Source organism: Antarcticirhabdus aurantiaca (genome assembly GCF_009765365.1).
GTDB classification, from domain to species: Bacteria; Pseudomonadota; Alphaproteobacteria; order Rhizobiales; family Rhizobiaceae; genus Antarcticirhabdus; species Antarcticirhabdus aurantiaca.
The window spans coordinates 1-24,912 of sequence record NZ_VTOM01000033.1 but is presented as its reverse complement, the minus strand read 5'-3'; the positions used below and the strand labels follow the sequence as shown (position 1 = coordinate 24,912).

Annotated in this window: 24 protein-coding genes; 6 read left to right on the top strand and 18 right to left on the bottom strand. The window is 70.1% G+C overall.

Features of this window, described 5'->3' with window-relative positions; translation table 11 throughout:
* Nucleotides 1-8: 8 nt before the first annotated feature.
* Nucleotides 9-1,151, top strand: a complete 1,143-nt coding sequence (locus FZN60_RS26620; RefSeq protein WP_158877079.1) for an iron-containing alcohol dehydrogenase — start codon at nucleotides 9-11, stop codon at nucleotides 1,149-1,151.
* Between the two features lie 19 nt (nucleotides 1,152-1,170).
* Complete coding sequence (locus FZN60_RS26615; protein ID WP_158877077.1) at nucleotides 1,171-2,052, top strand: dihydrodipicolinate synthase family protein; 882 nt, start codon at nucleotides 1,171-1,173, stop codon at nucleotides 2,050-2,052.
* Between the two features lie 52 nt (nucleotides 2,053-2,104).
* Here the strand turns inward: FZN60_RS26615 and FZN60_RS26610 are convergent, their stop codons facing one another.
* From FZN60_RS26610 to FZN60_RS26600, 3 genes are all read right to left on the bottom strand, one after another.
* On the bottom strand, nucleotides 2,105-4,378 hold the full coding sequence (locus FZN60_RS26610) for a xanthine dehydrogenase family protein molybdopterin-binding subunit (protein WP_158877075.1): 2,274 nt from the start codon (nucleotides 4,376-4,378) through the stop codon (nucleotides 2,105-2,107).
* Nucleotides 4,379-4,396: 18 nt separating this feature from the next.
* Nucleotides 4,397-4,849 carry a (2Fe-2S)-binding protein gene (locus tag FZN60_RS26605; protein ID WP_158877073.1) on the bottom strand — a complete coding sequence of 151 codons (453 nt, stop codon included), beginning with the start codon at nucleotides 4,847-4,849 and terminating at the stop codon, nucleotides 4,397-4,399.
* A gap of 147 nt (nucleotides 4,850-4,996) precedes the next feature.
* Entirely contained in the window at nucleotides 4,997-5,728 is a 732-nt protein-coding gene (locus FZN60_RS26600) for a haloacid dehalogenase type II (protein WP_158877070.1), read from the bottom strand.
* A gap of 410 nt (nucleotides 5,729-6,138) precedes the next feature.
* Between FZN60_RS26600 and FZN60_RS26595 the strand changes: the two genes are divergently transcribed.
* A complete protein-coding gene (locus tag FZN60_RS26595; RefSeq protein ID WP_158877068.1) occupies nucleotides 6,139-7,506 on the top strand; it encodes a chloride channel protein in 1,368 nt (455 codons plus the stop codon).
* A gap of 57 nt (nucleotides 7,507-7,563) precedes the next feature.
* On the opposite strand, the gene FZN60_RS26590 is transcribed toward FZN60_RS26595, so the two are convergent.
* The 15 genes from FZN60_RS26590 to FZN60_RS26520 all read right to left on the bottom strand — a co-directional run bounded on the left by FZN60_RS26590 (nucleotide 7,564) and on the right by FZN60_RS26520 (nucleotide 21,347).
* Nucleotides 7,564-8,157, bottom strand: a complete 594-nt coding sequence (locus FZN60_RS26590; protein WP_158877066.1) for a dimethylsulfonioproprionate lyase family protein — start codon at nucleotides 8,155-8,157, stop codon at nucleotides 7,564-7,566.
* 32 nt (nucleotides 8,158-8,189) lie between these two features.
* Complete coding sequence (locus FZN60_RS26585; RefSeq protein WP_246727234.1) at nucleotides 8,190-9,116, bottom strand: pyrroline-5-carboxylate reductase family protein; 927 nt, start codon at nucleotides 9,114-9,116, stop codon at nucleotides 8,190-8,192.
* A gap of 330 nt (nucleotides 9,117-9,446) precedes the next feature.
* Nucleotides 9,447-10,109, bottom strand: coding sequence for an amino acid ABC transporter permease (locus tag FZN60_RS26580; protein ID WP_158877064.1), 663 nt, complete (start codon nucleotides 10,107-10,109; stop codon nucleotides 9,447-9,449).
* Nucleotides 10,106-10,768 carry an amino acid ABC transporter permease gene (locus FZN60_RS26575; protein ID WP_158877062.1) on the bottom strand — a complete coding sequence of 221 codons (663 nt, stop codon included), beginning with the start codon at nucleotides 10,766-10,768 and terminating at the stop codon, nucleotides 10,106-10,108. The genes FZN60_RS26580 and FZN60_RS26575 overlap by 4 nt, the downstream gene beginning before the upstream one ends.
* 67 nt (nucleotides 10,769-10,835) lie before the next feature.
* On the bottom strand, nucleotides 10,836-11,696 hold the full coding sequence (locus tag FZN60_RS26570; RefSeq protein ID WP_158877060.1) for a transporter substrate-binding domain-containing protein: 861 nt from the start codon (nucleotides 11,694-11,696) through the stop codon (nucleotides 10,836-10,838).
* Nucleotides 11,697-11,729: 33 nt separating this feature from the next.
* Nucleotides 11,730-12,491: an amino acid ABC transporter ATP-binding protein gene (locus FZN60_RS26565; protein WP_304505908.1), complete on the bottom strand. Its 762-nt coding sequence runs from the start codon at nucleotides 12,489-12,491 to the stop codon at nucleotides 11,730-11,732.
* On the bottom strand, nucleotides 12,488-13,267 hold the full coding sequence (locus FZN60_RS26560; protein ID WP_210253435.1) for an amino acid ABC transporter ATP-binding protein: 780 nt from the start codon (nucleotides 13,265-13,267) through the stop codon (nucleotides 12,488-12,490). Before FZN60_RS26560 ends, FZN60_RS26565 begins: the two co-directional genes overlap by 4 nt.
* A gap of 11 nt (nucleotides 13,268-13,278) precedes the next feature.
* Nucleotides 13,279-13,926 (bottom strand): amino acid ABC transporter permease, encoded by a 648-nt coding sequence (locus tag FZN60_RS26555; protein ID WP_158877057.1) that lies wholly within the window; start codon nucleotides 13,924-13,926, stop codon nucleotides 13,279-13,281.
* The gene (locus tag FZN60_RS26550; RefSeq protein WP_158877055.1) at nucleotides 13,926-14,591 is read right to left on the bottom strand and encodes an amino acid ABC transporter permease; all 666 of its coding nucleotides are present in this window, start codon (nucleotides 14,589-14,591) and stop codon (nucleotides 13,926-13,928) included. Before FZN60_RS26550 ends, FZN60_RS26555 begins: the two co-directional genes overlap by 1 nt.
* A gap of 24 nt (nucleotides 14,592-14,615) precedes the next feature.
* Nucleotides 14,616-15,461, bottom strand: coding sequence for a transporter substrate-binding domain-containing protein (locus FZN60_RS26545; protein WP_158877053.1), 846 nt, complete (start codon nucleotides 15,459-15,461; stop codon nucleotides 14,616-14,618).
* 32 nt (nucleotides 15,462-15,493) lie between these two features.
* Nucleotides 15,494-16,498, bottom strand: coding sequence for a glutamate cyclase domain-containing protein (locus FZN60_RS26540; RefSeq protein WP_246727232.1), 1,005 nt, complete (start codon nucleotides 16,496-16,498; stop codon nucleotides 15,494-15,496).
* Nucleotides 16,498-17,799 (bottom strand): PLP-dependent aminotransferase family protein, encoded by a 1,302-nt coding sequence (locus tag FZN60_RS26535; RefSeq protein ID WP_158877049.1) that lies wholly within the window; start codon nucleotides 17,797-17,799, stop codon nucleotides 16,498-16,500. The genes FZN60_RS26540 and FZN60_RS26535 overlap by 1 nt, the downstream gene beginning before the upstream one ends.
* Entirely contained in the window at nucleotides 17,799-18,923 is a 1,125-nt protein-coding gene (locus tag FZN60_RS26530; RefSeq protein ID WP_246727230.1) for a glutamate cyclase domain-containing protein, read from the bottom strand. Before FZN60_RS26530 ends, FZN60_RS26535 begins: the two co-directional genes overlap by 1 nt.
* Nucleotides 18,923-20,428, bottom strand: a complete 1,506-nt coding sequence (locus FZN60_RS26525; protein ID WP_158877047.1) for an aldehyde dehydrogenase family protein — start codon at nucleotides 20,426-20,428, stop codon at nucleotides 18,923-18,925. Before FZN60_RS26525 ends, FZN60_RS26530 begins: the two co-directional genes overlap by 1 nt.
* A 22-nt stretch (nucleotides 20,429-20,450) precedes the next feature.
* Nucleotides 20,451-21,347, bottom strand: a complete 897-nt coding sequence (locus tag FZN60_RS26520; protein ID WP_158877045.1) for an NAD(P)-dependent oxidoreductase — start codon at nucleotides 21,345-21,347, stop codon at nucleotides 20,451-20,453.
* Between the two features lie 196 nt (nucleotides 21,348-21,543).
* On the opposite strand from FZN60_RS26520, the gene FZN60_RS26515 reads away from it, so the two are divergent.
* The 3 genes from FZN60_RS26515 (at nucleotide 21,544) to FZN60_RS26505 (ending at nucleotide 24,639) form a co-directional block, all read left to right on the top strand.
* Nucleotides 21,544-22,455: a LysR family transcriptional regulator gene (locus FZN60_RS26515; protein WP_158877043.1), complete on the top strand. Its 912-nt coding sequence runs from the start codon at nucleotides 21,544-21,546 to the stop codon at nucleotides 22,453-22,455.
* A gap of 176 nt (nucleotides 22,456-22,631) precedes the next feature.
* Nucleotides 22,632-23,441, top strand: coding sequence for an IclR family transcriptional regulator (locus FZN60_RS26510; protein WP_246727229.1), 810 nt, complete (start codon nucleotides 22,632-22,634; stop codon nucleotides 23,439-23,441).
* A gap of 34 nt (nucleotides 23,442-23,475) precedes the next feature.
* Nucleotides 23,476-24,639: an aminotransferase class V-fold PLP-dependent enzyme gene (locus FZN60_RS26505; protein ID WP_158877041.1), complete on the top strand. Its 1,164-nt coding sequence runs from the start codon at nucleotides 23,476-23,478 to the stop codon at nucleotides 24,637-24,639.
* Nucleotides 24,640-24,912 lie beyond the last annotated feature (273 nt).

Genomic DNA, 24,912 nt, shown 5'->3' with positions numbered 1-24,912 from the left:
GACCCGTCATGACCCCGTTCACCGCAGCACATCTCGCAAGCCCCATCGAGATCCAGCGTCCGCCGATCATCCGCTTCGGCTCCGGCACCGCCGCCACCGCCGGCGACTGGGCCAAGTCGAAGGGCGCGCGCCGCATCCTCGTCGTCGCCGACGCCTTCAACGCGGCCCGCGTCGAGACCCTGAACCTGTCGGGCGAGGTCGCCGTCTTCGGCGAGGTCCGCCCCGAGCCGGACGTGCCGAACCTCGAAGCGGCGCTGCGCGTCGCCGAGGATCTGCGGCCCGACCTCGTGATCGGCTTCGGCGGCGGCTCGGCCATGGACCTCGCCAAGCTCGTCGCCGTGCTCCCGAACAGCGGGCAGAGCCTCCACGAGGTCGTCGGCCCCGAAAAGGTCCGCGCCAAGCAGTCGCTTCTCGCCCAGGTGCCGACCACGGCCGGAACCGGCAGCGAGGCGGGCACCCGCGCCCTCGTCACCGACCCGGCGACGCAGAATAAGCTCGCCGTCCAGAGCTTCCACATGCTGGCGGACATCGCCATCGTCGACCCGGACCTGACGCTGACGCTGCCCGCGGCGGTCACCGCCGCCAGCGGCGTCGACGCCATGGCGCACTGCGTCGAGGCCTTCACCTCCAAGAAGGCCCATCCGCTGATCGACATCTACGCCATCGAGGGGGTGCGCCTCGTCGGGCGCTTCCTCGCCCGCGCGATCCGCGACGGCTCGGACGTCGAGGCGCGCGCCGGCCTCTGCCTCGCCTCGCTTTATGGCGGCTTCTGCCTCGGGCCGGTGAACACCACCTCCGGCCACGCCGTCGCCTATCCCCTCGGCACGCGCCACCACGTCGCCCACGGCGCCGCCAACGCGCTCGTCTTCCCGCACACCCTCGCCTTCAACGCGCCCGCCGCGCCGGAGAAGACGCGGGCCGTCGTGGAGGCGCTCGGCCTCTCGGCAAACGGCGAAGCCGACGTGTTCGAGGCTACCTACCGCTACTGCGCCGATCTCGGCTGCGAGATGCGCCTGTCGGCGCTCGGCGTGCCGCGCGACGACCTGCCGGCCATGGCGCGCGAGGCCCATGCCATCCGCCGCCTCCTCGACAACAATCCGCGCGACATCTCGGAAAACGAGATCCGCGCGATCTACGAAGCGGCCTATTGAGATGAGCGGAGCTGCCCCCATGGCCAAAGAGGCCTTCGTCGCCCTCGTCACCTGCTTTTCGGACAACGAGGAGATCGACTACGCCGCCACGCGCGCGCAGGTCCGCCGGCAGGTCGAAGCCGGCAACAACATCATGTGCGCCGGCACCAACGGCGACTTCTCGGCGCTCACCTTCGAGGAGAAGGTGAAGCTGACGGGGGCCGTCGTCGACGAGGTGGCCGGCCGTGCCCGCGTGATCGTCAATGCCGGCATGCCCGCGACCTTCGAGACGCTGAAGCTCGCCCGCGAATTCGACCGGATCGGCGTCGACGGCATCGCCGTGATCACGCCCTTCTTCATCCAGGCGACGCAGGACGGTCTGGTGCGCCACTTCTCCACCGTGGCCGACGCGGTGAAGACCCCAGTCTACCTCTACGACATCCCGGCCCGCACCCAGAACCACATCGAGCCGGCGACCGCCAAGGCGCTCGCCGCCCACGGCAACATCGCGGGCATCAAGGATTCGGGCGGCGCGCAGGAGACGCTGGAGGCCTATCTCGGTGTCGGCCGCGAGGTGCCCGGCTTCGCGGTCTATTCCGGTCCCGATCACCTCGTCCACTGGTCGCTTCAGAACGGGGCGGCGGGCTGCATCTCGGGCCTCGGCAACGTCATGCCGAAGGTGCTGGCCGGCATCATCGCCGCCTTCAACGCCGGCGACGAGGCGGAGGCCGCGCGCCAGCAGGCCATCTTCGGCGCCTTCCGCAAGGATCTCTACGCCCTCGGCTACCCGCCGGCGCTCGTCAAGCGCGCGCTGTTTCTCATGGACCCGTCGGTCGGGGCCAGCCGCCAGCCGGCGCTCCTGCCCGACCCCGCGCAGGACGAGAAGATCCGCGCGATCCTCGCGGCCTACGGTCTCACCTGACGGCGAGGCCGCCCGGCCTGGACGCCCGGGCGGCCTCGCGCGTCGGTCGTCGTCAGCTGCCGGCGCTGAGCTGGGGCACGAAGGGCAGGCTGCGCAGGCGCTTGCCCGTCGCGGCGAAGATCGCGTTGCCGAGCGCCGGCGCTGCCGAAACCGTCGCCGTCTCGCCCATGCCGCCGGGCTCCTCCGTGCTCGGCACGATGTGCACCTCGACGGGAATGCTCTCGTTCATCCGCAGCTGGCCGTACTCGTCGAAGCTCGTCTGCACCACGCGGCCGTTCTCGACGGTGATGCCGTTGTAGAGCGCCGCCGAAAGCCCGAACAAAAGGCCGCCCTCGACCTGCGCCCGGATCGTGTCCGGGTTCACCACGTGGCCGCAGTCCACCGCCGCGACAGCGCGCTTGAGCTGCACCGCGCCCTCCGGCGTGACGGCGACGTCGAGGATGACGGCGATGTAGCTGCCGAAGGACAGGTGCAGCGCGACGCCGCGGCCCTCGCCCGCGACCTTCGCTGCCGCCGGATCCCAGCCGGCCTTGTCCGCCGCGAGCTTCAGGACGCCGGCCGCGCGCAGGTTCCGGGCGAGAAGCGCGGTGCGGTACTCGACCGGGTCCTTGCCCGCGGCCAGCGCCACCTCGTCCATGAAGCTCTCAACCACGAAGATGTTGTGCGTCGGCCCGACGCCGCGCCACCAGGACACGGGAACCGGCGGGTCCTTGCGCACCCAGTCGACGAGAAGCGCGGGAAAGCCGTAGGGCGGCTCGGCCGCGCCCTCGACCGCATCCGAATCGAGCGTCCCGTCCGGCAGGCCCGTCGGCAGGTAGGAACCCAGCACCGAGCCGCCGGTGACGTGGTCGATCCAGGCGAGAGGCATGCCGTCTTCGCCGAGGCCCGCGGCGATCCGGTCGTAATAGGCCGGGCGGTAGAGGTCGTGCGCGAAGTCCTCCTCGCGCGACCAGACGACCTTGACGGGATAGTCCACCTGCCGCGCGATCTCGACGGCCTGCGCGACGTAGTCGGCCTCGAGGCGCCGGCCGAACCCGCCGCCGATGAGCTGGTTGTGGAGGATCACCTTCTCGGGCGGGAGGTTGAGGATCTTGGCGGCGCTCGCCTGCGCGGCGGTCGGCACCTGCGTGCCGCACCAGATCTCGCACTCTCCCTCGCGCACGTGGACCAGGCAGTTGATCGGCTCCATCGTCGCGTGGGCGAGGAAGGGCAGTTGGTAGACCGCCTCGACCTTCTTCGGCGCGGCGTCGAAAGCGGCCTGCGCCTGTCCTTCCTCCTTGGCGAGGATCGGCTTGCCGGTCTCGGACGCCGCCTTGAGGTCGGCGAAGAGCGCGTCCGTATCGAGGCCGGCATTCGGCCCCTCCTGCCACTGGATGCTCAGGGCGTCGACGCCCTGGCGCGCCGCCCAGTAATGGTCGCCCGTCACGGCCACGGCGTTGTCGAGCTTGACGACGTCGCGCACGCCCGGCACGGCGCGCGCCGCCGCCTCGTCGACGCTGCCGAGCTTGCCTCCGAAGATCGGGCAGGCCGAGACCGTCGCGATCCGCATGCCGTCGACCCGCACGTCGATGCCGAAGACCGCCGTGCCGTCCGTCTTCTCGCGGCCCTCGACGCGCGGGGCCGGGGTGCCGATCAGCGTGAAGCGCGCCGGGTCCTTCAAGGGCACGTCGGTCGGGATCGGCAGCTTGGCCGCGTCCTCCACCAGCTCGGCATAGGTCGCCGAGCGCGCGCCGTCGGGCGTGGAGACCACGCCGCGCGCCGCCAGCAGTTCCGCGGGATCGAGGCCCCAGCGCTGCGCGGCGGCCTGGATCAGCATGGTGCGGGCGGCCGCGCCCGCCTCGCGCAGCGGCACCCAGGTCGAGCGGATCGAGGTCGACCCGCCGGTCGTCTGCGACTGGAGGAGCGGCTGCTTGTAGAGTGCCTCGTCCGGGGGCGCGGGCAGCACCGTGACCTGATCGAGCCCGACCTCCAGCTCCTCGGCGATCAGCATCGCCTCGGCCGTGTGGATGCCCTGACCCATCTCGATGTTGGGGATCAGGAGCGAGATTTTGCCGGCCGGGTCGATGCGCACGAAGCCGCCGGGCGCGAAGCCCTGGAAGGCGTCGCCCGTGTCGCCGCCCTCGACCTGGCCTTCGATGGCGCGAAGGCTCGGCTGCTCGCCGCCCTGCGCCCAGACCTTGCGGCCGAGCGGCGAGAGCGCGAAGGCGATGGTGAGGCCGGTGCCGAGAAGGCCGCGGCGGGTCAGCCGGAGATTGGCCGGCCGGGAAGCCGACGTGGGTGACGCGGCGGCCGCGGCGCGGGTCGCGAATGCGAGGGAATCGCCCATGGGATCCGTCTCCTTGCCTCAGGCCTTCGCCGCGGTCTTGATCGCGGCGCGGATGCGCGGATAGGTCCCGCAGCGGCAGATGTTGCCCGACATGGCCTCGTCGATCGCCGCGTCGTCGGGCGCCGGATTGGCGGCGAGAAGGGCGGAGGCCGACATGATCTGGCCGCTCTGGCAGTAGCCGCACTGGACCACCTGGTGCTCCAGCCAGGCCGCCTGGACGCGCCCGCCCGGATCGGTCGCGCCGACGCCCTCGATGGTCACGACCTCGGACCCGACGACCGTGGAGGCGGGCGTCACGCAGGAGCGGATCGCCTGCCCGTCGACGTGCACCGTGCAGGCGCCGCACTGGGTGACGCCGCAGCCGAACTTCGTGCCGGTCAGCCCGAGAACGTCGCGCAGCACCCAGAGCAGCGGCATGTCCTCGGGAACGTCGACGCTGTGGCGCTCCCCGTTGATGGAAAGATCGATCATGGCGGCCTCGATTGCGGCGCCCGCCGGCCGGGCGACTATTAGTTTGGAAGGCTTCCAATTTAACGGAGACGGGACCGCGGTAAAGACCGGGCCCTTGCCCTTCCCGTCGCCGGCTAAGAGCCGAACGTCTGCCGCCTCGGGGGAGGGTCAGGGGCAGCCGAGCGCGTCGGCGACCTCCGTCAGGGACTGGGCGACGACGTCCCAGTCCGACGCGGGCTCCAGATCGGTGGTCTGGCCGGGACCGTGCTCCCGAGGACGGCGCACGAAGATCGTGCGCAGGCCGAGCGCCCGCGCGGCGACGAGGTCGGCATTGTGCGCCGCGACCATCGCGACGCGCTCCGGCGGAAGGCCGACCGCCTCGGCGGAGCGCAGATAGGTCTGAGGCTGCGGCTTGTAGCTCCGCGCGATCTCCGCACCGAGGATGACGTCCCAGGGCAGGCCGCCGAAGCGGGCGAGGTTCATCATGCCCGCGATCGAGCCGTTCGAGATGGGGCCGATCGGGAAGCGCCGCTTCAGGCGCGTGAGGCCCGCCACGCTGTCCGGCCAGGGATCGAGGCGCTGCCAGGCGCGGTTGAGGTCCGCGAGGTCGGTTTCCGGGAGCTGCCGGACGTCGGCGCCGTGGCGGGCGAGAACCGCTTCGAGGTTCTCGCGGTTGAGGATGTTGAGCTTGACCCACGGGCGCTTGCCCGCACGCACCGCTTCCATGGCGGGCTGGTAGAGCGCGCGCCATTCGTCGGCGAAACGATGCGGATCGACGTCGATGCCGTGGCGCTTCAGGAACGGCTCCGCCTGACGCGCGACGCTCGATCGCCAGTCGACCACGGTGCCGAAGACGTCGAAGCCGAGGAACCCGACCTTCTCCAACGCGTCGCTCGTCATGGTTCCTCTCCGCTCGTCTGCCCAGGCCGGGCAAGTGGCGTTCTCCCAAGCTCTGGAAAGGCTCGCAGAAGCCTTCTCGGCAAGCCGCGCCTCGACCGCCGGGGCATGGGCGAGCGGCCCGCTCGATCGGCCGAGCGATCGATCATCGGCGCCGCCGCGTCGCGGACGACCACGGCAACCACCGGCTGCCCTTTGCCGGCGCGCCTTTCGAGCGGCCGATCCGGCGGAGCGACGTCGCCCGCAGCTGCATCCGTGCGAGGCGGCACCTCGCTGGCGGCGCGCCGGGCATCCGGGATAGCCGGAGGATCGCACAGATGAGCCGCCGAAGGATCGCGACCGAACGGAACGAGGGGTCGACATCCCCGCACGCCTTGCCCATCAATGGCTTTCTATCGCAGCGGGCATCCTTCATGCAGCAGCCCCATCCACGCCAGCCTCGGCCGCGCCTGCGTCGCATGCCCGTATTGCGGCGCTCGCGGGCGGTTTGGATGTCGAAGCACGTCTGGCGACCACGCCTGGTCTTCTGGATGGGTGCGCTCTTGGTGGGGGTGGTCGGCGTCGTCTTCGCCAAGCTCGCGGACTGGGCGCAGGGTGCCTTCGCCGACCTCCAGGCCGTTCCGACCCTTGGATCCGTCGCGACGCTTCTCGTGCCGCCGCTCGGCTTCGCGCTGTCGAGCTTCCTCGTCCTGCGCTACTTTCCGAACTCCGGCGGCAGCGGCATCCAGCAGGCGATCGCCGCGGACAGCTTCGAGAGCGATGCCGATCGCGATCGTCTCCTGTCGCCGCGCGTCGCCTTCGGAAAGATCGTCCTGACGCTCCTCGGCTTCCTGTCGGGCGCCTCGATCGGGCGCGAGGGCCCGACCGTGCAGATCGGCGCGGCCATCATGCTGGCGGCCGGACGCCTGGGAGGCATGGTGCAGGCGCGCGGGCTCATCCTGGCGGGATCGGCGGCCGGCATCGCCGCAGCCTTCAACACCCCGATCGCGGGCATCGTCTTCGCCATCGAGGAGATGGCCCGCGCCTACGAGTCCCGCATCAACGGCCTCGTGATCTCCACCGTCATCCTGACCGGCCTCGCCTCGCTCGCCCTCGCCGGCGACTACACCTACTTCGGTGTGAGCGAGGCAAGCGTCTCGTCGGCGAGCGACTGGATGCTTGTTCCCCTGTGCGGCGTGCTCGGCGGCGCGCTGGGTGCCCTGTTCAGCGCCGGCGCCCTCGCCCTGATCCGGCTCGTTCGACGCTGGACGCGCGACAAACCGGGACGGATCGTCTGGATCGCGGCCGCCTGCGGCGCCATCGTGGCGCTTGTCGGGTTCCTGTCGGGCGGCACGACCTTCGGCACCGGCTACGAGGCTGCGCGCTCGGCCATCGAGGGGGACACTCTGCCGCCGCTCTTCTTCCTCGGCAAGTTCCTGGCCGGTCTCGCCTCCATGGTTTCCGGCATACCCGGCGGGATCTTCGCGCCTTCGCTGGCGGTCGGCGCCGGCCTCGGCTCGACCATCGGGCTGGTCACGGGCGCGAGCGCGGCCCTCGCGGCGATGCTGGGCATGGCCGGCTATTTCGCCGGCGCCGTGCAGTCGCCGATGACGGCCTTCGTGATCATCCTGGAGATGACCGGCAACCACACCAGCGTCGTGCCGGTGATGCTGGCCGCCCTTCTGGGCTTCGGCACCGCCCGCCTCATCTCGGACGCGCCGCTCTATCACAGCCTGGCGCGCGACTGCGTCGCCGACATCCTGCGTCAGAAGCGCGCTGGCGAGGCGGGGCGTCCGGCGTGACGGCACGCTGGCGCCGGCTGCTGCGCCAGCTCGCCCGCCGCCTTCGCTGGACTCGCTTCACACGCGCAGGCACCAGAGCGCGAGGAGCGGAGCGTCGCCCGAGGCCATGGCGTGGCGGATGTTCGGCACGTTGAACAGAGTGCCGCCGATGCCCGGCTCGAACCAGTCGCTGTCGCCGTGGCGGAAGCGGCCGGGCGAGAGCACGAGATAGGTTTCCTCCGGCCCGTGATCGTGGTCGGGATAGCGCACGTGCGGGCCGAGCAGCGAGGCGCCGATCATCACGTCGCCGCGCTCCTCCAGCCCGCCCGGGCCGATCACCATGGCGTTGGCGTGACCCTCCGCCCAGTTGTCGCTGGCGAAGGGGCCGCCCGCCGGCCGAGGCTTCCAGGCGAGCCGGGGCTCCAGCGCCGCGAAGTCGCGGGCGAGGCGCGCGAGCGGTGCGGGTGCGTCGGCAAGCGCGGCGAAGGCGGCGGACAGGTGGCGGCACACCTCGCGGCGCGCGGGCACCCCGGTGCCGGCCGGCGCCACGTCGCCCAGAGCCGCGAAGATGCGGTCCATCGAGGCGCGGGGTTCCGCTTCGAGGGTCGCGGCGTCGAAGGCCCGGCGAAGGCTCTCGACGAAGGCGCCGAGGCGCGGGTCCCGTTCGGTCATGGTGGTCACATCCTCCCGACGCCGTCTCCGTTTCAGCCGGCCGACAGGGCCGTGGCCTTGGCGCCGGCCGCGTCGAGCCCGGCCGCGACGGCGTCGGCGAAGCCCTTGTCCTGCATGGTGGCCAGGGCCGCCGCGGTGGTGCCGCGATAGTCGATCATCTCCTGCACGATGCGCGACGGATCGCCGTTCTCGCCACGAAGCAGCTGGCTCGCATCGGCGACGACGCTGCGCGCTGCGCGCTCGGCGAAGTCCCGAGGCAGGCCTTGGGCGAGGGCATGGTCGATCAGCGCGCTGGCGAGAAGGGCGGGAAAGGCCGCGCCCGAGCCGGTCATGCCGACGCAGTAGTCGATATGGGCTTCCCGAGGCACCTCGGCCGCTTCGCCGCAGGTCTCGAACAGCGCCTGAACGAGGGCCTTGTTCTCGGCCGAGACGGCGGGCAGGGCGTACCAGGGCGTGAAGGAACGGCGGATCGCGGCGGCGGCGTTCGGGATCGAGCGGACCACCTCAGCCGCTCCCGTTCGCTCGGCGATCGTGTCCGCAGCAATGCCGGCCATCACGGACAGGACGAGCTTGCCGCGGGCGTCGATCGAGAGGTCCGAAAAGTCCTGCGGGCGCACCGACAGGACCACGACGTCGGAGCGCTCGGTGAGCTCGCGGTTGCTCTGGGTCCAGTGGACGCCCGGCGTTTCGGCCGTGCCGCGGCGGTCCGAGCGGCCGGAAATGGTCAGGCGCGCGGGATCGAGGCGGCCGGAGGCGAGAACGGCCGAGGCGATGGCGCTGCCGAGCCAGCCATTGCCGCCGACGATGCCGATGCGGGCGGTGATGGTCATGGGCGCGTCCTCGGGTTCAGGGATCGTCGGGCGGAGGGCGCGATCGAAGGTGGCGCGCGACAGCCTGTCGAGAAGGCGCGCGACGGCGACGATCGACGGGCTCGTCAGGAGGCCGCGCCCGAGCTGCACGCGGACGGGGCGCGCGTCAACCCGGCCCCGAAGCCCTTCCGCGCCAGCTTACCCGGCGAGCACCAGCATCGCCAGCAACAGCCGGATGCACTGGCTGAGGCCGACGAGGATCGTCGGCTCGGCGATCGGCACCTCGCTCGTTCATGAATCCCGACGGCGCCGCCGGCTTTCCGCCGTGACGACGTGGAAAGCTCAAGCTTCCGGCGGTTCAAGGACCGGCAGCGGATCACTCGCCCTGCAAACTCCATCTAACGGCGGATCTGTTCTGGGGCGTTGGCCGCGGTTCGGCGGATGCAAGCCGGAGTTCTGGAAGAAGGCGGGGCGGCCGGGTCAGACGCGCAGGCGCCTTTCGGCGTAGTCGGCGAGCAGCGTCAGGGGGTAGCAGATGGCGAAGAAGACGGCGAGGACCATGCCGTAGATCAGGATGGCGTGCGAGTCCGGCCCCATATAGGCGAGGCGCTCGATCATCTGGCGGGCCGAGCCGAGGATGTCGGACACGCCGACGACCGAGGTTAGGGCGCTCGCGTGGATGAGGACGGTGAGCTGGCCGATATAGGGCGGCAGGAAGCGGCGCGCCGCCTGGGGCAGGAGGACGTCGCGCAGCGTCGCCCGTGCGCTCATGCCGAGGGCGCGGGCGGCCTCGCCCTGGTGCGGCGAGATGGAGAAGAGCGCGCCGCGCGCCGCTTCGGCGATGTTGGCCGAGCCCCAGAGCCCGAGGCCGATCACCGAGGCCGTCAGCGGGCCGGTTGCCAGCCCGATCTGCGGCAGGGCGAAGAAGACGCAGAGGAGGATCAGGAGCGAGGGGATGCCCCTGAACAGCGTGACGTAGCCGCGCACGACGGCGCGCAGCGCCGGCTTCGGGCTGGTCGCCAACGAGCCGACGGCGATGCCGACGACCGTTGCGACCACGACGCTGAGAAGGGAGATCCACAGCGTGACGAGGAGCCCGCGCCCGAGATGGGCGACGACCGGTCCGATCCAGGCTTCGTTCATCGGGCCGTCCTCGTGCCGGGAACGCGCAGCCAGGTCTCGAAGCCGCGGGAGGCGGCCCCGATCAGGGTGCAGGTGAGGAAGTACATCAGGGCGGCCATGCCGAAGATCTCGAAGACGCGGAAGGTCTGCGAGACGAGCCCGTTGGCGACGTAGGTGAGCTCCTGGTAGCCGACGACGACCATGAAGGACGACGAGCGGAACTGGCCGATCGCCATCGTGGTCGCGGCCGGGATGGTGGCGCGCAGGCCGAGCGGCAGCGTCACGTCGAGAAAGGTGCGCCGCGCCGGCATGCCGAGGGCGCGGGCGGCGAGGATCTCGGCCGGCGGCACGGCCTTGAAGCCGGCGCGGAAGATCTCGGTGTGATAGGCGGCGCCCCAGAGCGCGAGCGCGATCCAGGACGTCTGGAAGGGCGACAGCCGGATGCCGATCTCCGGCAGGGCGAAGTAGAGCATGAAGATCTGGACGAGCAGCGGCGTGCAGCGGAAGACGTTCACGTAGACCGCGATCGCCTGGGAAAGGACGGGCACGCCCGCGTTGCGCGCTGCCCCGAGCGCGATCCCGAGAACGACCGAGACGGTGATCCCGATCGCGCTGACGAGGAGGCTGTTGCCGAGCCCGTTCAGGAGGGCCGGAAGGTCGTCGAGGAGCGTTTCGCCCATGGCAAGCGTCCGGACTGATCGGCGGCCCGGGCAACTCGCCCGGGGCCGCGCGTTCGAAAGGGATGGGTCAGTCGTTGCAGTCGAGTGCGCCGCTCTTGGCGTAGTCGAGCGTCACGTTCGGTCCGGGCACGACGTCCCGGTACTGCTTCACGAAGGCCTCGTCCTTGATCTCGGCGGAGAAGGCCTCGAAGAAGAAGTCCTTCTTCCGAAGGTCGTCCACGACGGCGTCGACCCAGGCGAGGAGCTCGCCGTTCCCCTTGGCGATGCCGACGCCCTGCATGGCCGAGGCGGCGAGCGTGCCGGTGACTCGGTAGCGCGGCTGGTTGCGGACGAAGTTGTAGTCGTAGATGTCGATGAAGGCGAAGGCGTCGACGCGCCCCTGCGAGAGCAGCGTGCCGAGCTCGCCGGCGTTCTGCGCCGGCACGACCGTCGCCTCCGGATGGCACTTGCCGAGCCAGGTTTGGTAGGTGCTGCCCGTCGGGGTGGCGACCGACTTGCCGGCGAGGTCGGCATAGTCCTGGATCGGCGAATCCACCGGCACGACGAGCTGGAGATTGCTCACCCAGATCGGCTGCGAATAGGCGATCTGCTCGGCGCGGGCGGGCGTGTAGGCCAGCGAGGCGAGGATCATGTCGATCTTGCCGGACTGGAGGAAGGGGATGCGGTTCCCCTCGTTGACGCATTGCGTCTCCAGCGCGTCCGGGCTGCCGAAGGCATATTCGGCGATCTTCCTGGCGAAGGCGATCTCGTAGCCGACGGGCTTGCCGTCGAGGCCGACATAGCCGGCGGGCGGATAGCCGCAATGGACGCCGACGAAGAGCTTGCCGTTCGCCTTGACGGCGGCCGGAAGGGGAACGTCGACGCTCTGGGCGGCGGCGGTGCCGGCGAGAAGAAGGGTCGACAGGACGGCGGTGAGCGTGCGGATCATGCGGACGGTCCTTTCGGGTGGGAAGACATCGATTCAGGCGTGCTGCGTGCGGGCGAGGAACTGGCGCGTGCGCTCGGATTTGGGGTCGACGAGGACCTGCGAGGGCGGTCCCTCCTCGACCACGACCCCTTCCGCCATCAGGACGACCTTGTCGCCGACGTCCCGGGCGAAGCCCATCTCGTGGGTGACGACGAGCATGGTCATGCCGGACTTCGCCAGATCCTTCATGACGCCCAGCACCTCGCCGACGAGTTCGGGGTCGAGCGCCGAGGTCACCTCGTCGAAGAGCATCACGCTCGGCTTCATCATCAGCGCGCGGGCGATGGCGACGCGCTGCTGCTGGCCGCCGGACAGCTGGTCGGGATAATGACCCGCCTTCTCCGACAGTCCGACGCGGGCGAGAAGCTCGCGGGCGCGGACCTCCGCCTCGGCGGCCGGCTCGCGGAAGACGCGCCGGGGCGCGAGCGTCAGGTTCTTCAGGACCGTCAGGTGCGGGAAGAGGTGGTACTGCTGGAACACCATGCCGACGCGCTGGCGGATCGTGTCCTCGTCGACGCCCCCCGCCGAGATCTCCTCGCCTTCGAGGAGGATGCGCCCGCGCGTGATCGGCTGGAGGACGTTGACCGTGCGCAGGAGCGAACTCTTGCCCCCGCCGCTCGGTCCGATCAGGACCACGACCTCGCCCCGGCGGACCGTCAGGCTGACGCCCCTGAGGACGTGGAGTTCGCCATAGCTGAGATGGATGTCCTCCAGCGCGAGGATCGTGTCCGCGCCTCGTTCCAGGGGCGCCGTCACTGGTCGAGGTTCCGCGAGAGGAAGTTGCCGAAGCGCTCGGTCTTCGGGGCGGCCATGATGTCGCCGGGCGCGCCTTCCTCGACGATGACGCCGCCGTCCATGAAGACCACGCGGTCCGCCACCTGGCGCGCGAAGCCCATCTCGTGGGTCACGACGATCATCGTCATGCCCTCCTGCGCGAGGCCCCGCATCACCTTCAGCACCTCGCCGACGAGCTCGGGGTCGAGCGCCGAGGTCACCTCGTCGAAGAGCATGACCGAAGGCTCCATCGCCAGCGAGCGGGCGATGGCGACGCGCTGCTGCTGGCCGCCGGAGAGCTGGCCGGGATAGGCGTCCGCCTTGTGGTCCATGCCGACCTTGGCAAGGAGCGCCATGCCCTTTTCGCGGGCCAGCGCCCGCGCCACCTTCTTCACCTTCACGGGGCCCATCATGACGTTCTCGATGACGGTGCGGTGGGGAAACAGGTTGTAGCTCTGGAAGACCATGCCGACATGCTCGCGAACCTTGGCGTTCCGAGCTTCGCCGAGCGGCCTGCGGTGATCGCCCGCCTCGTAGCCGACGGGCCGGCCGTCCACCGTGATGGTGCCGCTCTGGAAGGTCTCGAGGAAGTTGATGCAGCGCAGCATGGTGGACTTGCCCGAGCCGCTGGGCCCGAGGACGACGACGACCTCGCCGCGCCGCACATCGAGATCGATGCCCTTCAGCACTTCGAGCTTGTCGAAGGACTTGTGCAGCTTGCGGACGGAAACGATGGGGTCGCTGGCCGTGGAGGTCATGCTCCGCTCCCTCAATGGACGTAGGAAAAGCGCTTCTCGGCAAGGGCGGCGGCCTTCGAGAGCGGGTAGCAGATCAGGAAGTAGATGATCATCACGCCGAGAAAGATCTCGAAGGCGGCGAGCGTGCGCTCCACCACCTCGCGCGCGGCGAAGGAGAGCTCCCAGGCCCCGACGATCGAGGCGTAGGACGTCTGCTTGATCGCCATCAGCGAGATGTTGAGGACCGGGGCGACGGCGAGGCGCAGAGCCTGCGGAACGATGATCTCGCGCAGCATCGGGATGCGCCGCATGCCGATGCTCATCGCGGCTTCGACCTGGCCCTTGGGCACGGCGGCGATGGCGCCGCGCACGGCCTCGGTGACGAAGGCGCCGATGTAGACGACCATCGAGATGGCGACCGCCGTGTAGGCGTCGAGCCGCAGGCCGACGGCGGGGAAGCTGTAGAAGCCGAGGAACATGATCACGAGGACGGGGACGCCCCGGAACACGAAGACGTAGGCGTTGATGAGCCAGCGGACCGGGGCGGGCGCGGCCGAGGCGATCGTGCCCACGACGATGCCGAGGAGGGCACCGAAGACGACCACGAAGGCCGAGAGCGCGACGGTGTAGACCGCCCCTTGCAGAAGATAGGGAAGGTTGGACTGCAGCACCGGGAACATCAGGCGTATCTCCGGGCGACGAAGGTTTCGACGAGCCGCGCCGCGATCCCGAGGCTGGTGGTGAGGATCAGGTAGAAGAGCGCGACGGCGATGAAGACCTCGAAGGACATGCCGGAGCGCTCGATCAGCACCTTGCCGGTGAGCGTCAGGTCCATGACCCCGATGGCCGAGACGAGGGACGTGTCCTTCACGAGGACGATGAGCTGGTTGCCGAGCGCCGGCGTCACCTTGATCAGCGCCTGAGGCAGGATCACGAGGCGCAGGATCGCGAAGCGCCGCATGCCGATCGACTGGCCCGCCTCCCATTGGCGCACGCTCAGCGACTGGATGCCCGCCCGCACGATCTCGGACAGGAACGCGCCGTGCTGGAGGGCGATGGCGATGACGCCGCAGGTGATGGCGCCCCAGAAGATGCCCAGCAGCGGCAGCCCGAAGTAGAGCAGGTAGATCTGCACGAGCAGCGGCGTGTTGCGCATCAGCTCGACGAAGCCGCGCACGACGGCGGCGAGGCCCTTCCAGCCGGAGACCGCCGGCAACACGAGAAGGATGCCGGCGATGAAGGCGGCGGGCGCGGCCAGAACGGCGACGAAGGCGGTGATCTGGAGGCCATCGACGAAGACGGGCCAGTATCTCGTCAGGAAGGAGATGAAGGGCGCGACGTCCATCGGTGGCCTCCGCTTATCGAGTGCTTAGTTCTGAGCGTTCAGGTACCATTTCGCATTGCGCGGCTTGGTGCCGAACCACTTCTCGTAGATCGCGCTGTAGTCGTTGAAGAGATATCCGCCGGTCATCTCGCCCACGACCGTGTCGAGATACTGCCAGAGCTTGAAGTCGCCGGGCTTCATGAACAGGCCGGGGTTGATGACGCCGGTCAGCGTGCCTTCGATGACCCGCATGTCCGGGTTCTGCTTGACGTACCAGGCGGCGACGGGCGCATCGAGCTGGGCGGCCTGGGCACGGCCGAGCTTCACGGCGTTGAACTGGGCGGCGATGCCGTCGAAGGTCGTGCGCTGGGCCTCCGGGAAGAGCCGCTTGGCGCGTTCCTCCTGCGTCGGCGTCGTCAGGTTGGCGAGGGTGACGTCGGAGGTGTTGAGGTCTTCCAGCGTCTGGTAGGGCGAGTCGCCCCGCACGATCATCACGATGCCGCCGTCGATGTAGGAGCGCGTGAAGCCGACCTGCAGCGCCCGGTCGGCGTAGATCGAGGTGGTCTGCGCGCCGAAGTCGATCGTGCCGTTCTGGGCGTTCGGCCAGCGCTGCGCGGCGCTCTGGCGCACGAACTCCACCGCGTCCTCGCTGCCGAAGGTCACGCGGGCGATGAGCTTGGCGATGTCGACGTCGAAGCCGGCGAGCTGGCCGTTCTCGTCCACGAACCCGAAGGGCGGCGACTCGCTGGAAACGCCGACGATCAGCTTGCCCCGCGCCACCATCTCGTCGAGCCGGGAGGCGTCCTGGGCCATGGCCGGCGCGCCCGCGCCCACCAGGAGGACGAGGCCGGCCAGAGCGGTACCGATCCTTCTTGCGATGCCGTTCAACATGCGATGCTCCTCTCGAGGTTGCGAAGGGTGGATCAGCGGAGGGCCGGGCGAACGATCGCGCCCACCAGTTCCGCCATGGCGACATGCGTGCCGAGCGGCACGCCGTCGACGTTCGGGTCGACGATGCCGTCGACCGAATTGATGAGCCCGATCTCGGCGCCCCGACGCAGCAGGAAGCCCTCCATCTCGGGCGTGTGCAGGAGGGCCGGGTTCTTCGTGCGCAGCGCCATGGCGGCAGCGATCGCGTAGCAGCCCCAGTTCGAGACCGCCGCCGTCACGAGAATCCGCGCCTTCGTCATGGCGCCGATCCCGGCGCCGCCGGCGGGACGCGCGTCGCCGAACCTCACGTGAGCGGCGACGGCCTTAGCGATCGATCCCATGCCGATTTCGTTGCCGCCATCGCCGACCGCCACCGTGGGCAGGCCGCGCTCCATCGCGACGTCGAACACGTGGTCGATGCGCGCCCGCTCGGCGCCGAAGTCGACCCCCCGCATCGAGCAGTAGATGCCGTCGGCATTGCGCCCGACGCGCTCGGTGGAGAAGAGGAGAGCCGGCTTCAGTTCGTCCAGCAGGACTTCGGCTTCGACGCGTGCCTTCGCATCGTCGGTCGTAAACGGCAGGAGCGTCACGACGAGGAGGCTCTTGTCGGCGCAGGCGATCCGCGCCTTGTCCAGCGGCACGACGGTGAGGCCGGCGGCCGTCATCAGCTTGCCGATCGCCTCGATCAGCGTCCCCTCGGCGAGGACGACGTTCAGCGTACGGCGCGCGAGGCTCATCGTGCGCACGAGCGCGGCGAGCCCCGCCGGACCGTCGTTCTCGCCGATCGTCGGCGAGATCCAGGCCCGCGAGACCGAGCCGGTCGTGTAGATCACCGTCGCGCCGGGCTCGACGGCGAGGAGGGCGTCGGCCGCCGCGCCGATGGGCGAGGCGCCCTGCCGTTCGCGGTTGGCGGCATGGAGATGCTCGACGCCGCGGCCGCCGAGGTCGAGGTTCACGAGCCGGTCCAGCCGCTCGTCGAAGGGGGCGTGCGTCGACATCATTGCCGTCCGTGGATCAAGGCGCGAAGCGCGGTCTCGTCGCCGAGCATGGCGGCGACCTTGTCGACGGAGCGGTCGAAGGCCTCGACCGTCGCCTCGATGCCGCCGACGCGGTCCAGCGCGTCGAGGGTCGGTTTCAGGCGCACCGAGATGCGCGCGCCGGGCTGGCCGTGCGTGTTGACCGTCAGGATGCCGTGATCCTCCAGGAGCACCATGCCGAGCGCGGCGCCCGATTCCGCCGGCACCACGGCGATGTCGTTCTGCGACAGACCCGAGCGGCGGATCAGCTCGCGCAGGACGTCGTCCTCGTGGATCATCGGGCCGAGGTCGCTGCGCGCGACCATGCCGCCGAGCCGCCGCGCTAGCGCCTCGGCCAGACGCCCGCCCGATTCCGCCTCCTTGCGAAGATGCGCGGGATCGAAGGCCGCCAGCGACCGGAAGGTCGCCGCGGCGATCGGCGCGCGCGCCTCCATGCCGTATTCCGACCCCTTGGCGGAGGCCGCGACGACGAGCGGCGCGCGGCCGGCGAGGACGCCGGAGCGCGGACCGGACAGGCCGGCCTTGTCACAGTTGGTGATGGCGAGATCGGCGCCGAGCTCCAGCGCCTTCGCGCCGCCGTGGAGATAGGGGCGCACCCGTGCGCCATAGGCCTCGTCCAGGAAGGTGACGCAGCCCGCCGCCTTCGCGGCCTCGATCGCGGCACGGGCGATTTCGTCGTCGAGCCGCTCCAGGCTGCTGGTGACGGTGGTCACCACGACGAGCGCGCAGCCCGCGATGCGCGCCCGCCAGTCGCCGTCGCCCTGGACCTCGATCATCTCGACGCGCGCCAGTCCGCAGCCGCGCACGACCGAGGCGTGGGAGCGCCCGCCGAGCGGCACGATCGACAGGACGGGCCTGCCGCCCGCATGGGCGGCGATCGTCGCGACGATGCCGGCGCTGGTCCGGTTGAAGACGGCGCAGCCGTCGTCCGGCAGGCCGCCGAGATGCTCGACCGCGAGGCGGCGCAGCTCCTCGGCGACGAGACCGGGGCCGACCCATTCCTCGCAGCTCGTCGCGATATCCTCCGGCCGGATCGGGAAATCGCGCTGGTTGCCGGTGAAGACGCCGATGGACTGGGGTCCCAGCCGGCGCACGCGCTCGGCCGCGACGGCTTGCCCGTGCCGGAGCCGCCGCACCTCGTCGACGCTGGAGCCGATGATGCGTCCGCGCGCGAAGCTGACCACGGGATCGACGACGTTGCCGAAGCCGTCGCGCTTCTCGTTCGGCGGCGGGGCGGACAGGGCTTGCGACGGATTCGCCATCAAACGCCTCCTTGAGCCGTGGCTCTGTAGATTTCCTCGATGAGGCCGCGATCGGCGGCCTCGCTGTCCTGCCGCTCGGCCGCCGGGAAGCGGAGGGCCGCATCCACGACCGAGCGCATCAGGGTGACGAAGGCTCCATGCCCGTCGGCGTCGATTCCGTCGACGGCGAGCCGAGCCTCCCCGGTCGCCCCGTCGCGCGCGCCGGCACCGACGCAGGCCTCGATCAGCGCGTGCTCGTCGTGCGCGGCGTGCAGGAGGTTGCGGCCGGCGATCACGGACAGGGCGCCCGCGACCGCGTAGCAGCCCCAGTTCGACACGGAGGCGCTGAGAAGGACGTCCGTCGCCGTCACGGTGACGACGCCCGTCTCGTCGGGCTGCGAGCGGCCCCCGTTCGGCAGCAGCGCCGAGACCGCGTCCCGGATCAGGCCGAAGCCGATCTCGTTGCCGCCGTCGCCGATGCCGATCGTCGGAACGCCGCGGGTCCGCGCCTCTTCCGCCAGGAGATGGACATGGGCGACGGTTCCGGCGGGGCGCCGATCCCCGCGCACGCCGTGATAATGACCGGCCTCGTTCGGCCCGTCGCGCTCGACGAAGACGATCGCGACGGGCCGATGCCGCTCGACGAGCTCCCGTGCGGCCTCTCTGCCCTCCGCCTCGCCTTTCGGAAACTCGGCGACCTCCATCGGCTGCGCGCCGAGGCGGTCGGCGAAGACCGCCGCGCTCGCGCGCACGGCCGGCAGATGCTCGCCTTGCGCCAGAAGGACGCAGCGGGCGCCGAAGCCGTCGGCCAGGGCGAGGCCGAGGACGGCCGCGCCCGGAGGGCCGTCCGTCTCGCCGCCGGGAAGCTTGGGCGCGACGCCCGCGCCGGTGGCGACGAGGACGGTGCCGCCCTCCGCCAGCGCTTCGCCGAGCCGCCGCGCGGCGAGGGCCGAAAGCGCGCCGTCCTGCACCTGGCGGGCCGCCACGTAGGTCGGCACGACGATGCCCGGCGGAAGGCCGCCCGCGAGCGGGCGGATTTCCAGCGTCATCAGCCGGTCCAGCCGGTCGGCGGTCGCCGAGAGTCCCGGCGTCGCCGCGAGGTCCCTGGGCGTTTCGGAGGGGGGGCGCCGCGTTCGCATCGCCATCACACGTTGATCGTGACGCTCTTGCGGGCGGTGTAGGCTTCGAGCGCGCCTTCGATCGAGTATTCCGAGCCGATGCCGCTCTGCTTGATGCCCCCGTAGGACATGCCGGGGATCTGGCCGCCCGCACGGTTGACCTGCAGCCAGCCGGCGTCGATGCGCTCGGCCGCCTTGAGGGCCGCGGTCACGTCATGGGTGAAGATGTAGGCGGCAAGGCCGTAATGGGTGTCGTTGGCCCAGCCGATCACCTCGTCCTCGCTGTCCCAGGGGATAGCGACCAGAACCGGGCCGAACACCTCCTCGCGCACGACGCGCCAGTCGTTGCCGAGGTTCTTGAAGATCACCGGCCGGGGAAAGAAGCCGTCGGAGGCCGAGAGTTCGGGCGGCACCTCGCCCGTCACGATCTCGCCGCCGGCCTCCACCGCCTCGCGCACGAAGTCGCGGACGGCGGCGTAGCGCTCCTCGTTGATGATGGCACCGATGTCGGTCGCCTCGTCCAGCGCGTCGCCGATGCGCAGGGCGCCGAGCTTCTCGACGACCTTGCCGAGCACGGCGTCGAAGACGTCGCGATGGACGTAGAGGCGCGAGCCGGCGGTGCAGGACTGGCCCTGGCGGGCGAAGCGCATGGCGTTGACGACGTTCGTCGCCAGCGCGTCGAGGCGCTCGGGGGTCGCGGCGTCGGGATAAACGATGGTCGGGCTCTTGCCGCCGAGCTCCAGCGTCGCGCGGGCGATCCGGCCGGCCGCGGCATGGGCGACGAGCTTGCCGACCTCGACCGAGCCGGTGAAGGAGATCTTGGCGACATCCGGATGCCCGGAGAGCGCGGCGCCCGCGTCCTCGCCCGTTCCCGTCACGAGGTTGAAGACGCCCTTGGGGAAGATGTCGGCGGCGAGTTCCGCCACCTTGATCACCGCGAGCGGCGCGTCCTCGGCCGGCTTCAGGACCAGCGTGTTGCCCGTTCCGAGCGCCATGCCGATCTTCACCGCCGCCAGGACGAGCGGCGAGTTCCAGGGAATGATGGCCGCGACGACGCCCAGCGGCTCTCGCGTCGTGAAGGAGAAGAGGCCTGGGCCGAGGGGAAGCGTCTCGCCCTTCTGCTCGGAGACGACGCCGCCGTAGTAGCGCAGGACCTCGATCGTGCTCTGCACCTCGGGCCGGCTCTGCGTGCGCAGCGCGTTGCCGGTCTCGGCGGCGAGAACCCGGGCGATGTCCTCCGCATGCGCGGCCACGCGGTTGGCGAGTTCCGTCAGCAGCGCGCCGCGCGAGCGGGCGGCCATGCGGCGCCAGCTCGGGAAGGCCGCCTTCGCGGCTGCGACGGCGGCATCGGCGTCCGGCTTCTTTCCGGCGCCCACCGCCGCGATCACCGAGCGATGGCACGGGTTCACGACGTCGAGGGTCGTGCCGTCCCTGGCTGGCGTCCAGGTCCCGTCGATCAGTTGTCCCTTCAGGCCCTCCATGGGCAGGGCGAGCGCGTCGGCGGGAGCGGTCTTGATGGCGGCGTTCGACATGTCGGTTCTCCTCGGCCCCGGCTCAGCTGGCGGCGGCGGACAGGCGCAGGTCGACCTTCAGGAGGCGCTCGAACACCTCCGCGACGCTGGTCGAGTCCTTCTTGCCGAGGCCTTCGGCGCGGGCGGTGTTGTAGATCTGGCGGACGGCCTGCCCGAGCGGCATCGGATAGTCGGAGAACTCCGACAGGCACAGGCTGATGTCCTTGTGCATGAGGTCGAGCGCGAAGTTCGCCGGACGCTCCTGCGTGAACAGCGTCTTCGGCAGGTAGTCGAGCATCTTGGAGCCGGCGAGCCCGCCGGACAGGACCTCCGTCAGGACCGGCAGGCTGGCGCCCGCCTTCACGCTGGCGGCGAGCACCTCGCCGAGCGCCACGGTGTTGATCGCCGTCAGGAGGTTGTGCGCGAGCTTGGTGAGCTGACCCGAGCCGATCGGGCCGCAATGGACGATGCGGGCCGCGAGCGAGGAGAGGATCGGGCGCGCGCCGTCCAGGGTCGCCTCGTCGCAGCCGGCCATGATGATGAGGTTGCCGCTCGCCGCCCCCGCCACGCCGCCGCTCACCGGCGCGTCCATGAAGGCGACGCCGGCCGCCGAGCAGGCGGCGGCCACGTCCCGCGTCGTCGTCGGGTCGACCGTCGAGAAGTCGATCACCGTCGCGCCGGCCTTCAGGGACGAGAGGGCACCGTTCTCGCCGCCGATCGCCGTGCGCAGGCTGTCGGGCGTCGGCAGGCTCGACAGGACGAAGGTGCAGTCCATGCTCGCGTCCGCGGGGCTGGAGGCGGCGACGCCCCCCTTCTCGACCACGGCCGCGACGGCTTCCGGGCTCGGATCGAAGACGCGGACCTCGTGGCCGGCGTCGAGCAGGCGGAACGCCATGCGCGAGCCCATGCGTCCGACACCGATGAATGCGACCTTCGCCATGACCTGGATTCCCTGATGACACCTCGCGGCCGCTGAGCCGCGTCGGGCCGGGACGGATGGTGCGGCGATCCCGCCGGCGCTTCGCCGTTCCCTGCTCTCGTTGTGATCATCAACGGATCGTGCCGGTTTTGAAGGCAGGCAAGCTTGACGGCGGGCGTAACTTCTTCTTACGGTCACCCATGTCGAGGGCGTCCGAATGCTGAACCTGTCGCGTCTGCGGATGCTCTACGAACTCTCCATCCTCGGCAGCATCTCCGCCGTTGCCGCCTCGCTCAACATCACGCGTCCGGCCGTCTCCCAGCAGCTCGCGCTGTTGGAGCGCGAAACCGGGCAGACGCTGTTCGAGCGCTCCACCAAGGGCGTGCGGCTGACGGCTGCGGGTGAGCGCATGGTCCGGCGCGTGTCGGAGCTGTTGGTGACGGTGAACGCGATCGAGGCGGACCTTGCCAGCGACACGCAGGAGATCGCGGGCGAGCTGCGGATCGCCGCCTTCGGCACGGCGGCCTCCAGCCTCGTGCCGCCCGCGCTCGCGCGCCTCGCGGAAGGCAACCCGAAGCTGCGCATCCACTTCACGGAGATGGAGCCCGTCGCCGCGCTTCGGGCGGCGGCCGCCAAGCAGATGGACGTCGTCGTCGCGCACGATCTCCTTCACACGAGCGCGCCGGTGATCGGGCTGGAGCAGCAGCCCCTCGTCGCCGACCAGTTCAAGGCCATCCTGTCTGCCGATCACCGGCTGGCGATCGGCAGCCGCAAGTCCATCCACCTCAAGGAACTCGCGGAGGAGGACTGGGCGCTGAACCAGTCCGCGGTGACCTTCTCGCAATACGTGATCAGCGCCTGCGTCGCGGAAGGCTTCACGCCGAAGGCGAGCTGCAACTGCCTCAACATCGCCGCGACGCTCGAATTCGTGCGGACGGGACGCTACGTCACGATCCTGCCGGCACTCGGCGCGACCGGCATCGAGAACGACCCCGACTTCCGCATCATCCCGCTCCGCCCCCTGCTTCTCAGGCGCGTCTTCTGCGCCTATCCGCGCGGCAGCGGCGACCATCCGCTGGTGGCGAGAACGGTCGAAGCGCTCCAGATGGCAGGCCGAATCTTCGTCTGACACCGGACATGAGGGCCGAGACGTTCGCTTTCCGAAGCCCCGGGAACGTTCTAATTCTCGAAAATCGAAAGAAGATTGTCGGATCTTCGAGAATACTCGTTGCGATCGGCGTCGTCTGAGTCGAGGTTGAAAGCCGAGGCGGCCCCCCATGCCCGCCGCGCAATGCGAGATCCCTCTTGGCCGGCGCTTCCTCCGACACCGCAAACGCTCCGCTGGACCGCGCCTTCGGTATCCTCGCCTTCGTGGCGGGCGCCAAGCGCTCCGTCGCCGTCGCGGAGATCGCCCAGGCGACCGGAGTGCCTCTGCCGTCGACCCATCGCCTCGTGGCGGCCCTCGAGGAGCGTGGTCTCCTGAAGCGAGCCCTCGGCTCGAAGCGCCTCGTCGCGGGAAGTGCCCTCATCGATCTGGCGACCCGCACGATGGGCAGCGCGTTCCGCACGGCGCGGCGCCACGCGATCCTGCAGGACGTCTCCGCCGAGATCGGCGAGCAATGCGAGATCGGCGTCGTGCGCGGAACGGACGTCGTCTATGTCGACGCGGTCAATGTCGCACCCGCCCACGGTCTGCGGTTCGACCCTGGTGCGACGGCGCCGATCCACTGCGTCTCGACGGGCAAGATCTTCCTGAGCCGCCTGAAGCGCAAGGCACGCGAGGATCTCGTGCGTGCCCTGCCGCTTCACCCCTATACGGCGGGCACGATCACCGATCCCGACACCTTGCTGCGCAGACTCGAGGAGGTGCGCACTCGCGGCTGGGCGAAGAGCGACGAGGAGTTCGTGAAGGGCGTCGTCGGGTGCGCCGTGCCGATCCTCGACGCGCGCGGTGGGCTCGTCGCCTGCCTCGGCGTGTCCGTGCCGCGAGCGCGGCACTCGTTCGACGAGTTGGACCACCTGATCGAGCCGCTGACCCGGGCCGCCGCCGCTCTTTCCCAAACTCTCGGGGACGAAGACGACGAAGCGGCTCCCGGTATCGCGCCGCTCGCTTGAATCCCCCTCATCCCGTCCGACAACGAGAAGCCCGATGACATCAATCGCCCTCGCAGCAGTCCGCGCGCAGTTCCCGGCCGCGTCCCGCATGACCTATCTCGACTCCGGCTTCCAGGCACCTTTGGCGGCGCCCGTTCGCGCCGCCATCGAAAGCCTTCTCGACGAAGCTTCCGAGGCAGCCGGACCGAAGTCCGTCTGGCTGGAGCGCGTCGAGACGGTGCGGGCGAAGCTCGCCCGATTCATCAACGCGAGGGCCGGCGAAATCGCCTTCACGAAGAACACGTCCGAAGCGCTGAACATCGCTGCCAACGCGCTGCCGCTGAAGGCGGGCGACAACGTGCTGATGATCCACGGCGATCATCCCAACAACGCCTATGCCTTCCTGAACCTGCGCCGAAAGGGCGTGGAGGTGCGCTTCCTTCCGATGACCGAGATCGTGAACGGCGAGAGCTTCGCGGGTGCGATCGATGCGCGCACGCGTGCCATCTCCATGTCGCACGTCACCTTCCACGCCGGCCATCGCTTCGACGTCGAGGACGTCGGGCGCCTCTGCCGGTCGCGCGGCCTCTTCTTCGTGGTGGACGTGATGCAGTCGGTCGGCGTCATGCCGGTGGACGTCCAGGCGATGAACGCCACCTTCGTCGCGTCCGGGACGCACAAGGGCCTCCTCGTTCCCCAGGGGCTCGGCTTCCTTTATTGGAACGGCGAGGACGCGCGCTGCGAGCCGGCGCATTTGGCGGCGGCCAGCCTCGCCGAACTGCCGGCTGACCTCGTCGCGCGCCCCGAGCGCCTCGTCGTGGCGCCGGATGCCCGCCGTTTCGAGATCGGCAACTTCAACATCCCGGCGATCCACGCGCTCGGCGCAGCGCTCGATCTGATCCAGGATGTCGGCCGCGAGCGTATCGAGGCCCATCTCTTCGCCCTCAGCGAGGAGTTGATCGCCGGGCTCGACGCCCTGGGGATCGGCATCGCCGGCCCCCGGGACCGCCGTCACCGCGCAGCCCACATCGTGGTGCCCCGCCTGCCGGCCGCCACTTGGCTTCCCTGTTTCGAGCGCGCCCGCGTGCGCGTCTCGCCCGAGCGCGACGGCATCCGCGTCTCGCTGGCACTGTTCAACACGAGCGAGGATGTTCGGACCTTCATCCAAGTCGTTCGAAACGGCATGAAGGACGGCGTTCCAACGATGCACGCCGCCTGATCCACGATGGAGCCCTTGATGGATTGGCCCTCGGGAGCAAACGACCAATCGTTTGCGGGTCATTCGGCAGGAGACCAAACGAGCACGCTCGACGCGGCGAATGTCCGCTCTTGGGATCGCTCGATCCGCGCAGGGAGGTCTGAAAGGGGTCCAGGCCGTGTCAAAACGTCGAGCTTGGTTGTTGTTTGAGGTTTCGGGGCTGATCGCACGGTTGGGCGCAGAGATACGGCGCTCTACTGCTGCTTTTTGCGATGGTCGAGGGACAGAGCGATG